The organism is Mesorhizobium sp. M0701 (assembly GCF_040320365.1).
GTDB lineage: Bacteria > Pseudomonadota > Alphaproteobacteria > Rhizobiales > Rhizobiaceae > Mesorhizobium.
In genome coordinates, this window is the sequence record NZ_JAMYPO010000002.1 from 330160 (window position 1) to 344003 (window position 13844).

The window sequence follows — 13844 nt, forward strand, 5'->3', positions numbered from 1 at the left end:
CTCTCCTAATTCGGCAGCGGCTTGATCAGCTCGTAGCCGACCACGCTTTCGGCACTGGTGCCCTCGTCATAGCGCCTGGCCACAACTGCCTGCAGGTCGGGTGCGTAAAGCGCGATGAATTCGTCCCGCGTCTCGCCGGCCTCGCTCCTGATCGTCTGCTTGACTGCGAGCACGGAGTATTTGCAATCACCCAGGCTGAACGTCTCCTTGCCCTTGACGTTGATCTCCAGCGTCTCGGTGCCCTTCGGCGGCTTGTTCGGTGCGAGACGGGCAAATACGATCTTGCTCTTGGCACCCGCCTTCAGCGGGAACACCTTCCTGAGATCGGAAAACGGGATCATCGCCAGCTGCCCCGTGCTGCTGTCGCGAAACACTTCGATCAGCCCGCCGAACAGGTACTGCGACTGCGGCGATTGCGACTGGTATTTGTTGGCAACCGCCACCATTCCGCCCGCCGCCGGACGAAATTCGCTGTGGATGCCGGGCCTTTCGAGAATGAAGCCGGCCTTGGCCGATTTGGCGTCGATGCACCCGGCGCCATGCGCTGCGCTCGTCACCGCCAGAATCGCCATTGTCATGCCGATGGATGTAGCTTTCATGGCGTCCTCCTTTGCCCGCGCAAGTTGAATGCCGAAAGCAATGCCAGACCTGGGAGAACGTGTCGACATACTTTGCGAGCAACTGGACTGCCGGTCCGCGTCGTGCTGAATTTTAGCGCATGATGTATCGCATTCCCGCCCGGCCGGTTTCCCGGCGCAGCTTCCTGATGCAGGCAGCGGGCCTTGCCGCGGCCGGCGCCGTTTCGCACCCGGCCTTCGGCCAGACCGGCCAGCGCATCCCGCCGATCGACGCCACTTTTCTGTTCATCGCCGATGTCCATGCCTGCCGCATGGCAAACGGATTGAGCCCGCATTGCGAGCAGGAGGGCAAGACAGACGCTGCCTTGCTGCGCAATGTCGCCGCACTCAACGGCGTCGGCGACAGGCAATGGCCGGCTGAAATCGATGGCGTTGCCACCGGCCTGCGCTCGACGGGCAACATCGGCACGCCGCTCGGCCTCGTCGTTGGCGGCGACATCACCGATGATGGCGGCGGCCAGATCACCCAGCCCAGCGAGGGCACGCAACTGCTTCAGTTCAGCCAGCGCTACCAGCAAGGCGTCGGCCCTGACCGCGTGCACATGCCGGTCTATGTCGGCCTCGGCAACCACGACCTCGACCAGAACGGCCCGCGCTCGCATGTCGACTGGTACCGCCGCGAAATGCGCGACTACGTCGAGATCAACCACCGCCCCGGCGTGTTCTTCAAGCCGCCTGCGCCGGCGACCGACTACGATGTCGGGACCGATTGCTATTCATGGGATTGGGGCGGCCTGCATCTTGTCCAGACGCACCGTTTCGCCGGCGATACCGGCCATGGCGCCACCAGCAGCCTGCCATGGCTGAAGCAGGACCTGGCAACCTATGCCGGCGACGGCCGCCCGGTCATCCTGTTCCAGCATTATGGCTGGGATACTTTTTCGATCGAAAGATGGGACGCCGCCGAGAAAACTTTCGACGACGGCGGCAAGGGTCCGCCCCACTGGTGGAGCGAAGCCGACAGGCAGGCGCTGCTGGCTGTGCTGAAGGGTTACAACGTCGTCGGCATCTTCCATGGCCACCAGCACGCGACGCCGATGATCTACCACCGTGACGAGGTCGACTTGTTCAAGCCGAAGGCCGCCTTCATGGGCGGCTTTGCGTTGGCGCGGGTGACGGGAAACAGCATGGATGTGGTGCTGGGCGAAGCCGCCGGAGATCATGGCGAGGTCACCTTCACCAATGCATACAGCAAAAGCCTGACTTTCTGACGGGCAGGAGAGGGCCAAAAAAGGCGGCCGAGCCGCCTTTTCCTCGTTTGCGAAGGGCCACCCTCAAAGCGCCTTCTTCACCTTGTCCTTCACGTCGCCGTAAGCCTTCTGCATCTTGCCGGTCGCCTTGTCGACGTCGCCTTCGGCCTCGGTGCGCCTGTTGCCGGTGGCCTTGCCGGCGGTCTGCTTGACCGAGCCCTTGGCTTGCTTGGCAACGCCGGCAACCTGATCCTTGTTCACCATCTCGCATCTCCTGAACCGTTCGCCTGGAGAAACGGTCGCGGATCGCTTAGGTTCCGGGTTCTGCCCGTCGATTGGGATAGCTTCCGGCCGCGAAGCCGACAGGATAGGGTGCACCAGAACGCCCGAACAGACAGGGCCGGAGGGACAATGGCTGAATTCACGCTCTTCATCGGCAACAAGTGTTTTTCGTCGTGGTCACTGAGGCCATGGCTGGCGATGAAGCACCTGGAGATCCCGTTCGAGGAGGGTTTTGTGCGCCTGCGCACGCCCGAGACCGCGGCCAATCTGGCCAGGATATCGCCGACCGGCCAGGTGCCGGTGCTGAACCATCGGCTGCCGAATGGCGAGGTCCGGATCGTCTGGGAAACCCTTGCCATCCTTGAATATCTCGCCGAGCTGTTTCCCGGGAAAGAGCTTTGGCCGGCCGACATCGGCGCCCGCGCGCTGGCCCGCTCGGCGGCGACAGAGATGCATTCCGGCTTTCGCGAGGTCCGCTATGGCTGGCCGATGAATTTGCGCCGGCCGAAAGGCTACAAGCCGCTCGACGCCGAAGGTGAGACGCAACGGGCGCGCATCGAAGGGCTATGGCGCGAATGCCGCGAAAAACACGGCAAAGTCGGCCCGTTCCTGTTTGGCCGTTTCACCGCGGCCGACGCCATGTACGCGCCGGTCGTCACCCGCTTCGACACCTATGGCGGCACGCTGGCGCCCGACACCCGCGCCTATGTCGACGCCGTGCTTTCAATACCGGCGATGCGCCACTGGTATGCCGAGGCGGCGAAAGAGCCTTGGCCGGAGCCCGGTCCCGACGAATAGAGCCGAGCAACCGAGGAGCCGGTCTTCCGCTTTGCGGCCCACGGCCTATCTGAAGCTCGGGCAGGGGCCTTGGAGACTTCACAATGACTTCTGTTTCTTCCGCACTGGCCGGCAAGGTCGCACTCGTCACCGGCGCCTCCTCGGGCATCGGCGAGGCAACCGCTGTGGCGCTCGCAGCCGCCGGGGCCAAGGTGGCGATTGCCGCACGTCGCGCCGATCGTCTCGAAGCGCTGGCCGCACGTATCGAAAAGGCCGGCGGCACGGCGCTCCGCATCGAGGCCGACGTCACCAGCAACGACGATGTCACCGCCATGGTCGACAAGGTTGTCACCGAATGGGGCCGCCTCGACATCCTCGTCAACAATGCCGGGGTGATGCTTCTGTCGCCGGCCGCCGAGGCGTTGCTCGACGACTGGCGCCGCATGATCGAGCTCAACCTGCTGGCGCTGATGGGCGTCACCAAGGCGGCGCTGCCGCATCTCAGGGCCGCCAAGGGTCACATCGTCAATGTCTCGTCGATCGCCGGCCGCGTCGCCAATCCCGGCGCCAGCGGCTATGCCGCAACCAAGTTCGGCGTCGTTGGCTTTTCCGAATCGCTGCGCCGCGAAGTCTATGCCGATAAGGTTCGCGTCACCGTCATCGAGCCTGGCCTTGTGCGCACCGAACTCGGCGACCATGTCACCAACCCGGCGGCGAAGGCCGGGCTCGACCAGCGGCTCGCCGCCATGGAGGCGCTGACCGCCGAGGACATCGCCGCGGCCATTCTCTACGCCGTGGGCCAGCCGGCACACGTCAACGTCAACGAGATCGTCATCCGCCCGACCGACCAGGAACGGTGAACGGCGTCAGATATTTTCGCTACGCCTCAAATCCCGCCCGCAGGAAATCGCCACACTCCTCGACCAGCCGCGACGGGTCCCTCGCGAGGTAGACGCCGAAATCCGCCATCGGCGCCGGCGGCAGGTTGAATCGTCCGTTGAGGCTTTGGCAGTCGGGCGGTAGTCCTTCCTGCAGCAGAAGGCCGATGCCAAGCCCGGCCCTCAGCGCCGAGATCAGCGTCGCGAAAGTCGACACGCGGCAGCCGATCTTCCAGCCGATCCCGGCCTCGGCGAGCGAGGCCAGCATTCTGTCCTGCCAGGAGCAGGCGCCTTCGAAGATGATCAGCGGAAGCTCGACCTCGTCATCGATCTCGATCATGCGGCTTGCCGCCCAGACCAACTGTCGTGACAGATGGCCTCGCGGCGCCTTTGTGAAGCGCGCCGGATCGGCCATGACGATGTCGCATTTTCCTTCGCCCAGCGACTTGCTGAGATCGCTGCTGCTGGCTGATGTCAGCTCGATCTCCACGGAAGGATGCCGGCGGCGGAAGTCGGCAATGATCAACGGCAGCCGTGTCACCGCCAAATCCTCGACGATGCCCAGCCGGACACGGCCGACCAGCCTGCGGCCTTCTATCTCGCGCCTGGCATCGTCGCCGATCGCGATGGCCTTGCGGGCGAAGGCGAGCAGGATCTCGCCGGCCTCGGTCAGCGTCACGCCGCGCGGCGAACGGCGCAGCAGCTCGGCGCCGACTTCACCCTCGAGGCGCTGAAGCTGCATACTCACCGCCGCCTGGGTGCGGGCAAGCCGATCGGCGGCCCGGCTCACCGTTCCCGTATCGGCCACGGTGACGAAGGCGCGCAGCAGCCTGATGTCGATATCTCTTGTCATAAGAATTCCTGATAGCTGTGTCAGCACTATCAGGCTACCCGAAAGCCCGATCTGAATTCAAGGTCCGCTCGCACCAACGAAAACAGGAGCAGCCACCTTGTCCTACAGACGAAGATTTGAGGAGTTCGGTGTCGCCTGGCCGTCGCTCGATCGGCCCGCTTTGCCGTTCTCGCCGACGGTTCGGGTCGCAGACATCGTCTATGTCTCCGGTCAGATCCCCGAGATCGGGCAGGAGATCGCTGCGATCGGCCAGGTCGGCGCAGAGATCGATCTGGCCGCGGCGCGGAACGCCGCCCGGCTCTGCGCGGCCAACATCGTCTATTGGCTGGACAAGGAATTGGACGGCAATCTCGACCGCGTCGTGAGATTCGCCAAGCTGACCGTCTATGTGAACGCGGCGGCCGGCTTTGCGGCCTATTCGGAGGTCGGCAACGGAGCATCCGAATTTCTGCTCCATGTTTTCGGCGAGCGTGGCGAGCATGCCCGCTGCTCGCTCGGCATGGCCGGCTTGCCGGCCAATGTTCCGGTCGAAGCCGACGCCATTGTGCATGTCCGCTGATGCACGCCCGGAACATGCACTCGGGCCTGATCCGAGAGTGCGCAGCGAAACCAGGGGAGGCTTGGCTTGATAAGTACAAATCTTGAGAGGCGGAAGGCGCTGGTTCTCGGCGGAGGCAAGGGCCTGGGTTTCGGCGTCGCCGAAGCGCTCGCGGCGAAAGGCGCCGAGATCATCCTGGTCGGACGCGGGAAGGAGACCCTGGACGCGGCGCGGCGCGCGATCGAGTCCGCCGGCCACATCTGCTCGACCTTCGGCGCCGATCTTTCCGATAACGACAGCGTCTCCCGGCTGATCCGTACCATCGAGGACGAGCATCAGCGGATCGACATCGTCCTGCTCAATGGCGGCGGCCCGCCGCCCTTCGCGGCCAGCGTCTTCGATGCGAGCGTCTGGGAGAAGCAGTTCACCAGCATGGTGCTGAGCCAGATGCGCATCGCCATTTCTTTCCTGCCAGGCATGCGGGCGCGGCGCTGGGGGCGCATCATCGCCGTTTCCTCCACGTCCGTCCACGAGCCGATCCCCGGCCTCACCGCTTCGAATGCGTTGCGCGCGTCGCTTGCCGGCTGGGCCAAGACCCTGGCCGGCGAAGTGGCGGCGGACGGCGTCACCGTCAACCTGTTGCTGCCTGGCCGTTTTGCGACGGACCGGACGAAACAGTTCGACGTGATGGACGCCGCCGACAGGGGTGTGGACGCTGCTGTGATCGCCGCCGAGAGTCAGGCCGAAATCCCGGCAAAACGCTACGGGACCCCCGCCGAATTCGGCGCGGTTGCCGCATTCCTGGCCAGCGACGACGCCGCCTATATCACCGGCGTGGCTTTGCCGGTGGATGGCGGGCTCAGCCGGGCCATGCTGTGAGGGGCAGGCGGCGCGAATGGTCGCATCACAGGAACGCCCCTCGTGCCTTTTATCTGCGCGGGGGGCGTCCTGTTTGTCGTCCGCCTTTTCTCAAGATTGCTCTTTCGAGAACGGCTTTCGACACCGAAAAAAATGCCTCGGCGCCAAAATGGTTCCCGGCTGATTGGTTTTTTCGGCGGGCAATAGCCCGGCTTTCACCGTCCGATGTGCTGGCGCGGGCCGCCGCCGCGCGTCTCCGCGAGTGTGGCAAATCAAAAAATTGACACAACGCGCAAAGAAGTCTATAAGAATTTTGTCGATATTTGTTTGACCGACTTTTGTTATCCGCGTGCTTAGGCGCGCCTTTGGCGAACTTCCCCCATCAAAGTCGAGACAAACGTTGTTGTGCATCCGCATGACGGCGAACGAATATTTGCCATGGAAAGGGTTCGTTATGAGCACAGGCACAGTTAAATGGTTCAACGCCACCAAAGGTTTTGGTTTTATTCAGCCTGACGACGGTTCTGCCGACGTTTTCGTCCACATCTCAGCCGTCGAGCGCGCCGGAATGCGCGACATCGTCGAGGGCCAGAAGCTTGGCTACGAGATGGTCCGCGACAACAAGTCGGGCAAGATGTCCGCCGACCAGTTGAAGGCGGCCTAAAACGGAATTAAGCCTCACCGGTGACCACGGATGTACTGGCACCGGTGAATGGCAAATTCCAGCGCATGATCGCGGGGACGTTAAGTCCCCGCTCATGCGCATTGAGAAGAACGTTTCTTTGCGCGTCTCTCGGGATGCGCGGGCGCTCTCATGGAAGGTCAGGCGGTGCCTGGCCTTTTTCATTTTTGCGCTTCGATCGCCGAAAGAGCGCCGCTCGACGGCCCGGACGTGCTAAGGACGTTCCAGCAATTTGAAACCGGCTGCCGTATTGCTTTGTGCGGGATCCTGGCCGAAAGACCAGTCTCGCCACTTTTCGGCGGCGTGCTCCGAACCGGGAGAAAGACCTTGACCGCAACTTCAAAAAAACCCCGCGACCAGGCCGAATCCATTTTCAGCAAGACGCGGACCCAGTCGATGTCGCTCGACCGCATCAATTCCGAACGGGATGCCGTCAGCCAGGCCCGCGAAGCCAAGACCGCGCGGCTGCGCGAATTGCGGCTGGAGAAGGAAGCCGACGACATGGCGGCGGCGGTTGCGCTCGCGGCCTCGCCGAAACGCGCAGGCAAACGCTGATGGCCACCAAACGCGTGCCTCAAAAGGCGATCGCCGCAGATTCGACCATCGCCGATGTCGTGGGCGAACTAGACAAGCCGGTCGAATATGTCCGGCGCGTGCTCGAAAAGCTCGAGCGCTGCAGGCGTGTCCACGGCGATGCCCAGGTTCGGCTCGGCGTGCGCGGTCGTGCCGAATGCCCCAATTATCTGATTGAATACGTCCGGGAAAACGCCAAGACCCGCGAGCGCATGACCTTTCAGGATGCCGCTTACAGCGGCAGCACGCATCGCGAGCTGGCGCCCCGGCACATCGAGGAAGCCAGGAACTGGTCGCCCGAAGAAATGAACATCACGGCCGTTTCGGCGCTCATCGGCCGCCTTCGCAATCCGAATGCGCCATCATCGCGTTTCTCTGACGAGGATTGATATGGCAATCAAGTTTTCCGCCAAGGGCCAGCCGGCAGCGCCTGCTGCCGCCGTGAAGCCGGTCAAGCCGGCCGCCGCGCCAAAAACCGGCGAAGCCGCCGAAGCGGGCACCGATCTGTTCAGGTCGCCGGCGGAAGCACCGCCGCGCAAGCCCAAGAAGAAATAGCGCCCTTGCAGCAAAATGCCGACCGGAAATCTGCGCCAAGGCTGCTTGCCCTGGCGGTCGCAGAGGAGTTTTCGTCGCCACAAGAGGGCGCCGGTCCGATTGCCTTCGATTGCCAGACCTGTGGCGCCTGCTGCGCCTACTCGTCCAGATGGCCGCGCTTCTCCACCGAGGATGACGCGCAGCTCGACCTTATCCCGCAAAAATACGTGGCTGCCGACGAAGCCGGTATGCGCTGCGAAGGCGCGCGCTGTTCGGCACTGTGCGGCGAGGTCGGCAAGTCAACGGCCTGCGGCATCTACGACATCCGCCCCGACGTCTGCCGCGCCTGCATGCCGGGCGATGACGACTGCCTGATCGCGCGTCGGGCTCACGGTCTGCCGACGCTGTAATGACGGCCCTCGGGCTGGCGTCTCAGTTTGAATTTCGTCAATCAGATGGGCGAAAGTCGCTGCGGTAGAGGCCGGGCGATCGTCCGGTCAATCGTTTGAATGCCTGCGAGAACGACGGCACCGATTCATATCCGACGGCGCGCCCGATCTCGCCAATGTTCTGGTTCGTTTCCCGCAGAGCCTTGGCGGCAAGGTTCATCCGCCACCGGGTCACATAGGACAGCGGCGGCTGTCCTACCAGTTGAGCGAAGCGACGCGCGAAGGTGGCCCGGGACTGTGCTGCGCCGCTGGCAAGGGAAGCGATGGTCCAGGGATTGCCCGGCCGCTCGTGGATCAGGCGCAAAGCCTGCGCAATGCCTTTGTCGCGCAAGGCGCCAAACCATCCCCCTGTTCCGAGTGGCTGATGTTCGATCCAGGCACGCAACAAGAAGATCAACGTGCTGTCGAGAAGGCGTGGGGCGACAATGTCGTGGCCGCCGAGATCGCCTTTCGCTTCGACCTGCAGAAGTTCCAGGGCAAGCCGCAGCGGCTCGCTGGTGCCAATCTGATTTCGGGTCAAATGGATCAGCGGAGGAAGCAGCGAAACCATCGGGTATGGCCCGACGCCGTCGAGTGAATATCTCGCACAAAGAAGAGTTGTCGCGCCGCTTTCGCTTTTCGGTTCCGCTCCGCTCCGATTCGCGGAAAGGACGGCGGATATCGATGCCGTCGGTGCATCCGCCGGATTGCAAAGGGCATGCCCGATACCGCTCGCGACAAGGATGACATCTCCCTCGCCTAAGCGGATCGGCTCCCTTTCACCGGCTAACCGCAGCCAGCATTCGCCGTTCTGTATGACGTGGATGGCGGCATTCCTTGTCGGATCCACCGAAATACCCCATGGCCGATGCAGGGTCGCGCTGCCGATCATGGCGCTGCCAAATCTCAGCGAAGCAAGAACTTCGGACAAGGCGTCCATGAGAACCATCCTCCAACGATGAATAGGACGACGCTATTAGACGATTGGATAAGAATCTAGGGAATAGCGTATCGACCATCTCACAATCGCAACAGATCATGTTGGCAATGTCGGCGTGCGGACGCTCCTGTCCACACCGGGCAGAAGCAGGCACGGGAAGGAGCAAAACATGCGTGACGAACCATCAAATCCAGTTCCAGCCAAGATCCATAATTCGCTCGAGACCAACAAGGCGATCGTCCTGGACTTCATCGACAAAGCAGTAAACCAAGGCAACATCGAAGCTGCTTCGATGCATTTTGGCGAACGCTACATCCAACACAATCCGAACATTGCCGATGGTGCGGACGGTTTCAAAGCCTATCTGCAGCAGCTCAAACAGTCATTTCCCCTCGTGAGAGCAGAGGTGAAGCGGATTTTTGCCGAAGGGGATTTCGTCATCGTGCACATGCACGCAAAACGCGAACCCGAGGAGGACGGCCTGGCCATCGTCGACATTTTCAGGCTGAACGAAGGTAAGCTCGTCGAACACTGGGAAGTTCGGCAGCCTATTGCCGATAGCAAGCTGCACGCCAACAGCATGATCTGAATGCGCATAGGCTCTCAGGTTGGCTTGTGCCCGCACGTTTCGCTGATTACGCTGCCGGCGGCAGGGCCAGCACCGGGAGACCATCCGTGAGCATCGAATTTCTGTTGACGTCGCTGATTGTCGTGGCTTCGCCCGGTACCGGCGTTCTCTATACGCTGAGCGCCGGGCTTTCGCGTGGTGCGCGCGCCAGCATCATTGCCGCTTTCGGCTGCACGCTCGGCATCATTCCGCACATGGCGGCCGCCATCACCGGCCTCGCGGCTCTGCTGCATACCAGTGCCATCGCCTTCGAGACGCTGAAATATCTCGGCGTCGCCTATCTTCTCTACATGGCCTGGAACACGCTGAAGGAGAAGGGCGGCCTGAGCCTCGACGAAAATGTCGCGCCGCGCTCGGCCGGCAAAGTGATCACTTCGGGCATCCTCATCAACATCCTCAATCCGAAGCTGTCGATCTTCTTCTTTGCCTTCCTGCCGCAATTCGTCAGCACCACCGAACCGCATGCGCTGTCGAAAATGCTGGAGCTCAGCAGCATCTTCATGCTGCTCACCTTCGTGGTCTTTGTCGGCTATGGCATTTTTGCCGCGTCGATCCGCAGCCATGTCGTGTCGCGGCCAAAGGTGCTGACCTGGATGCGCCGTACCTTCGCCGGAGCCTTTGTCATGCTCGGCGCCAAACTGGCGCTGGCGGACCGGTAGACAGGAAGGTCGCGGGCAGCGCAAATCTATCCCTTCACATAGCCCATGGCCTCGACGATCTGCCCGTCCGCAACGCGCATCAGGTTGACGCCGCGCAGCGAATTGCCGTCGGCCATGCAGTAGCGCCAGCGGATCGTCGCCCGGTCGCCGGCGACGAAGGTTTCTTCGATGTCGAAGCGCGTGCCGGGTCCGGTCGCGATCGCCGACCACAGTTCGACGCAGGCGCCCTTGCCGATGCGGCGGGCGCCGTCCGGGGCCGGCGTGGTGTTCTCGATCACGCAATCTTCCGCCACCAGATCGTCGAGCGCCGACGGATCGTGGCGCTGGAAGACGTCGTTGTAGCGCCGCATGATCTCGGCCGTTTCGGCGGAGCGTTTGACCGTGGCGATGTCGATGATGAGTTCCTGTGTCATTGGATATTCCTTCCCTTCAGTGATCGGTAGCGGTTTCGACGAGGCGGGCCTTGAGCGTGATCGCGGCGACGCCGGCCAGCGCCCGCGACACGAGGCAGCTCTCCTTGGCCGTCTGCGCCAGCCGCTCGAACTCCGCCGCCGCCAGCCCGGCGACGCTTGCCTCGGTCTCCAGCTCGATACGGGTCAGCGTCGGTCCGGCCGCGGTGGCGCCGAGATGCGCTTTCGCGATCGTGTGGATGCGTGCGGGAGTGTAACCTTCGCGGCCGAGGATGGCGCTCAGCGCCATCGAGAAGCAGCCGGCATGCGCCGCCGCAATCAATTCCTCGGGGTTGGTGCCGGGACCGTTCTCGAAACGCGACGGGAACGAGTAGGCGCCTTCGAAGACGCCGCTGCCGAGCTTCAGCCGGCCCGAACCTTCCTTCAACGATCCCTGCCATTGGGCCTCTGCTTCACGAATGGTCATTGTGTCTCTCCTTTGATTTGAGGGGTCGATCAGATTTTGGGGCGGACCTGCCAGGCGCTGTCGACGACCACTTTCCCGAAGACGTCGCCTTGCTGGAAATAGCGATAGGCGTCGTTGGCCTCGTCGAAGGCGAACACCTTGTCGATGACAGGCCTGAGCCGATGCACCGAGATGGCGCGCAGCATGGCTTCGAGGTTGGTGCGATGGCCGACGAACAGGCGGCTGATGGTGGCGAGGCTGCGCTGGTAGACCGGGCCGGGGATCTGCACCGTCCCGCCTTTCGCATCCTGTATGGTGAGAAGCACGATGCGCCCGTAAAGTGCGCAGGCGATCATCGATTGCGCGAAGGTCGGCGGGCCGCCGGTCTCGACGACGAGGTCGATGCCGCCGGTCTGCTCGCGCACCGCAGCACCCCATTCCGGCATGTCGGCGGTCGAGACGACGAGGTCGGCGCCCAGCGCCTGCAGCCGGTCCAGCTTCTCGTTGCGCGAACTGACTGCCACGACACGGCAGCCGAGCAGCTTGGCGAATTGCAGCGCAAATAGCGCGACGCCACCTGAACCGATGACAAGAACCCATTGGCCGGGCTTCGGCATTTCGGCCGCCGTCACGGCATTCCAGGCGGTCAGGCCGGCGCAGGTTAGTGTCGCCGCTTGATGCCAGTCGAGATGATCGGGAAGCCGCACCGCCCATTGCTCGTCGAGCACGGCGTATTCGGCCAGCATCCCGTCCAGCGTGCAGCCAAGCTGGTCGATCAGACCGGCATTGATGCGGCCATCGATCCAGCGCGCAAAATAACTGCCGGTGACGCGGTCGCCGACGGCAAAGCGGGTGACGGCATCGCCGACCGCAACGACTTCACCGGCGCCGTCGCTCAGCGGAACGACCCCTTGGCGCGGCGCCAGCGGATAGCTGCCGTTGAGGATCATCGTGTCGCGGCGGTTGAGCGAAGCGGCGCGGACACGCACGACGATCTCGTGCGGCTTCGGCGTCGGCTGCGCCTCGTCGCGCATCACCAGGCACTTGGTCCCGCAGGTTCCTTCAAGACGATAACTGCGCATTTGCCTCTCGATATGTAGACTGATCTACATATTATGTAGACCGATTGTCATATTCAAGGCAAGGCCTATAATGCTCACTCCTGACAGAGGTTGACATGGCGAACGACACCCGTACCCGCATACTCGAGACCACGGGACGCCTGCTTCGGCAGCGCGGCTATCACGGCACTTCGCTCAACGACATATTGAGCGCCTCAGGCGCGCCGAGAGGCTCGCTCTATTTTCATTTTCCGGGCGGCAAGGACCAGCTGGTCATCGAGGTGACGCGCGACAGCGTCGCCGATGTGACGCAGAGGCTGGACGCCGCACTCGCTGCCGAAAAGGATCCGGCGGTGGCCGTCCACCACATTTACCAGTCGGTCGCCCGCATGCTGGAAGACAATCGGTTCACGCTCGGTTGCCCGATCGCGCCCGTGGTGTTGGACTCGCCGACAGACGTGCCGGAACTGGCCGAATTGTGCCGGTCCGCCTTCGAGCAGTGGATAGGCTTGCTCAGGGCGGCCTTCGTCAGGGCAGGGGTGCCCGAGCGCCGCGCGTACGCGCTCGCATTGCTGGTCGAATCATCGCTGGAAGGGCTGATGGTGATCGCACGCGCCACCCACGACCGCGCTCCGGTGCTGGCGGTAGCCGATGAGGTCGCGGCGCTGATTGAGGGGGCATTGCCGGCCAAGAGTGCCGCTGCCGCGGTGCATTGATGTTTATGCCTTCATCGCATCGAAGGCGGCGCGGCGTTCCGCCAAAAGGGCCAAGGCTGCAGCTCGACGATTGATGTTCTGCGCCGCCGCGACGCCTGGAAGTAACGGCATGGATCCTAGGGTCTCCGCAACGTCGCTTCGCTCCTGCTCCGCCCTAGGATGACGAAGCAAAGGGTTCGTTCAGCCAATCTCGAAGGTTTGCGATTTCGCTGTCTGTCGTCACCCGCTACACGGGGACGCACTCCCAATCTCCGCCACATCAACGAAAAAGGGCGGCATCGCTGCCGCCCTTTCCGTAAGCTTGCGAGATTGGCTGGATTAGAAATCCATGCCACCCATGCCGCCCATGCCGCCGCCGCCCATGCCGCCAGGCATGCCGCCGCCAGCCGACTCCTTCTTCGGAGCCTCCGCGATCATGGCTTCGGTGGTGACCAGCAGGCCGGCGACCGAGGCCGCGTCCTGCAGAGCCGTGCGCACAACCTTGACCGGATCGACGATACCCATGGCGATCATGTCGCCATATTCGCCGGTCTGGGCGTTGTAGCCGAAGGTTGCCCCCTTGTTCTCAAGGATCTTGCCGGCAACGATCGATGCTTCCGCACCGGCGTTGGCCGCGATCTGGCGGGCCGGAGCCTGCAGCGCGCGGCGCACGATGTTGATGCCGGCGGCCTGGTCGGAGTTGGCGCCGGTTGCCTTGATGCTCAGCGAAGCGCGCAGCAGTGCGACGCCGCCGCCGGGAACGATGCCTTCTTCG

General features: G+C 63.1%; 21 protein-coding genes. 13 read left to right on the forward strand and 8 right to left on the reverse strand.

What is annotated here, in order from left to right:
• Positions 1 to 5: 5 nt before the first annotated feature.
• The gene (locus tag NKI24_RS03855; protein ID WP_352452760.1) at positions 6 to 599 is read right to left on the reverse strand and encodes a hypothetical protein; all 594 of its coding nucleotides are present in this window, start codon (positions 597 to 599) and stop codon (positions 6 to 8) included.
• 119 nt (positions 600 to 718) lie between these two features.
• On the opposite strand from NKI24_RS03855, the gene NKI24_RS03860 reads away from it, so the two are divergent.
• Positions 719 to 1849, forward strand: coding sequence for a metallophosphoesterase (locus NKI24_RS03860; RefSeq protein ID WP_352743451.1), 1131 nt, complete (start codon positions 719 to 721; stop codon positions 1847 to 1849).
• Between the two features lie 63 nt (positions 1850 to 1912).
• Here the strand turns inward: NKI24_RS03860 and NKI24_RS03865 are convergent, their stop codons facing one another.
• Positions 1913 to 2092: a CsbD family protein gene (locus NKI24_RS03865; RefSeq protein ID WP_254820647.1), complete on the reverse strand. Its 180-nt coding sequence runs from the start codon at positions 2090 to 2092 to the stop codon at positions 1913 to 1915.
• A 147-nt stretch (positions 2093 to 2239) separates the two neighbouring features.
• On the opposite strand from NKI24_RS03865, the gene NKI24_RS03870 reads away from it, so the two are divergent.
• Complete coding sequence (locus tag NKI24_RS03870; protein WP_352743453.1) at positions 2240 to 2908, forward strand: glutathione S-transferase family protein; 669 nt, start codon at positions 2240 to 2242, stop codon at positions 2906 to 2908.
• Between the two features lie 83 nt (positions 2909 to 2991).
• Entirely contained in the window at positions 2992 to 3747 is a 756-nt protein-coding gene (locus NKI24_RS03875; protein WP_352743455.1) for an SDR family NAD(P)-dependent oxidoreductase, read from the forward strand.
• A gap of 19 nt (positions 3748 to 3766) precedes the next feature.
• Here NKI24_RS03875 and NKI24_RS03880 read toward each other — a convergent pair whose 3' ends face one another.
• Positions 3767 to 4618 carry a LysR family transcriptional regulator gene (locus tag NKI24_RS03880; protein WP_352743457.1) on the reverse strand — a complete coding sequence of 284 codons (852 nt, stop codon included), beginning with the start codon at positions 4616 to 4618 and terminating at the stop codon, positions 3767 to 3769.
• A gap of 97 nt (positions 4619 to 4715) precedes the next feature.
• Here NKI24_RS03880 and NKI24_RS03885 point away from each other — a divergent pair, with 97 nt between their 5' ends.
• The 7 genes from NKI24_RS03885 to NKI24_RS03915 all read left to right on the forward strand — a co-directional run bounded on the left by NKI24_RS03885 (position 4716) and on the right by NKI24_RS03915 (position 8213).
• Positions 4716 to 5177 (forward strand): RidA family protein, encoded by a 462-nt coding sequence (locus tag NKI24_RS03885; RefSeq protein WP_352616790.1) that lies wholly within the window; start codon positions 4716 to 4718, stop codon positions 5175 to 5177.
• A 69-nt stretch (positions 5178 to 5246) separates the two neighbouring features.
• The gene (locus NKI24_RS03890; protein WP_502901429.1) at positions 5247 to 6035 is read left to right on the forward strand and encodes an SDR family oxidoreductase; all 789 of its coding nucleotides are present in this window, start codon (positions 5247 to 5249) and stop codon (positions 6033 to 6035) included.
• Positions 6036 to 6468: 433 nt separating this feature from the next.
• Positions 6469 to 6678, forward strand: a complete 210-nt coding sequence (locus tag NKI24_RS03895) for a cold-shock protein (RefSeq protein ID WP_010915421.1) — start codon at positions 6469 to 6471, stop codon at positions 6676 to 6678.
• Positions 6679 to 7023: 345 nt separating this feature from the next.
• Positions 7024 to 7251 (forward strand): hypothetical protein, encoded by a 228-nt coding sequence (locus NKI24_RS03900; RefSeq protein WP_023677608.1) that lies wholly within the window; start codon positions 7024 to 7026, stop codon positions 7249 to 7251.
• The gene (locus NKI24_RS03905; RefSeq protein ID WP_352517839.1) at positions 7251 to 7658 is read left to right on the forward strand and encodes a hypothetical protein; all 408 of its coding nucleotides are present in this window, start codon (positions 7251 to 7253) and stop codon (positions 7656 to 7658) included. Before NKI24_RS03900 ends, NKI24_RS03905 begins: the two co-directional genes overlap by 1 nt.
• Before the next feature lies 1 nt (position 7659).
• Positions 7660 to 7824: a hypothetical protein gene (locus tag NKI24_RS03910; RefSeq protein WP_023677606.1), complete on the forward strand. Its 165-nt coding sequence runs from the start codon at positions 7660 to 7662 to the stop codon at positions 7822 to 7824.
• 50 nt (positions 7825 to 7874) lie between these two features.
• Positions 7875 to 8213 carry a YkgJ family cysteine cluster protein gene (locus NKI24_RS03915; RefSeq protein ID WP_352743502.1) on the forward strand — a complete coding sequence of 113 codons (339 nt, stop codon included), beginning with the start codon at positions 7875 to 7877 and terminating at the stop codon, positions 8211 to 8213.
• A 37-nt stretch (positions 8214 to 8250) separates the two neighbouring features.
• Here the strand turns inward: NKI24_RS03915 and NKI24_RS03920 are convergent, their stop codons facing one another.
• The gene (locus NKI24_RS03920; protein WP_352743462.1) at positions 8251 to 9180 is read right to left on the reverse strand and encodes an AraC family transcriptional regulator; all 930 of its coding nucleotides are present in this window, start codon (positions 9178 to 9180) and stop codon (positions 8251 to 8253) included.
• Between the two features lie 160 nt (positions 9181 to 9340).
• Here NKI24_RS03920 and NKI24_RS03925 point away from each other — a divergent pair, with 160 nt between their 5' ends.
• Together NKI24_RS03925 and NKI24_RS03930 are read left to right on the forward strand one after the other, a co-directional pair.
• Positions 9341 to 9760 carry a nuclear transport factor 2 family protein gene (locus NKI24_RS03925; RefSeq protein WP_352743464.1) on the forward strand — a complete coding sequence of 140 codons (420 nt, stop codon included), beginning with the start codon at positions 9341 to 9343 and terminating at the stop codon, positions 9758 to 9760.
• Between the two features lie 86 nt (positions 9761 to 9846).
• A complete protein-coding gene (locus NKI24_RS03930) occupies positions 9847 to 10458 on the forward strand; it encodes a LysE family translocator (protein ID WP_352743466.1) in 612 nt (203 codons plus the stop codon).
• A 26-nt stretch (positions 10459 to 10484) separates the two neighbouring features.
• Here the strand turns inward: NKI24_RS03930 and NKI24_RS03935 are convergent, their stop codons facing one another.
• Genes NKI24_RS03935 through NKI24_RS03945 form a run of 3 tightly spaced genes read right to left on the reverse strand, consistent with a single transcriptional unit; the run spans position 10485 to position 12395 of the window.
• Positions 10485 to 10871 carry a nuclear transport factor 2 family protein gene (locus NKI24_RS03935; protein WP_352743468.1) on the reverse strand — a complete coding sequence of 129 codons (387 nt, stop codon included), beginning with the start codon at positions 10869 to 10871 and terminating at the stop codon, positions 10485 to 10487.
• A gap of 16 nt (positions 10872 to 10887) precedes the next feature.
• Positions 10888 to 11334 carry an OsmC family protein gene (locus tag NKI24_RS03940; protein WP_352743470.1) on the reverse strand — a complete coding sequence of 149 codons (447 nt, stop codon included), beginning with the start codon at positions 11332 to 11334 and terminating at the stop codon, positions 10888 to 10890.
• Between the two features lie 29 nt (positions 11335 to 11363).
• Positions 11364 to 12395 (reverse strand): zinc-dependent alcohol dehydrogenase family protein, encoded by a 1032-nt coding sequence (locus tag NKI24_RS03945; protein WP_352743472.1) that lies wholly within the window; start codon positions 12393 to 12395, stop codon positions 11364 to 11366.
• Positions 12396 to 12490: 95 nt separating this feature from the next.
• On the opposite strand from NKI24_RS03945, the gene NKI24_RS03950 reads away from it, so the two are divergent.
• Positions 12491 to 13090, forward strand: coding sequence for a TetR/AcrR family transcriptional regulator (locus NKI24_RS03950; protein WP_352452748.1), 600 nt, complete (start codon positions 12491 to 12493; stop codon positions 13088 to 13090).
• A 318-nt stretch (positions 13091 to 13408) separates the two neighbouring features.
• Here the strand turns inward: NKI24_RS03950 and NKI24_RS03955 are convergent.
• A partial coding sequence (locus NKI24_RS03955) for a TCP-1/cpn60 chaperonin family protein (protein ID WP_352743475.1) occupies positions 13409 to 13844 on the reverse strand: 436 nt, incomplete at its 5' end.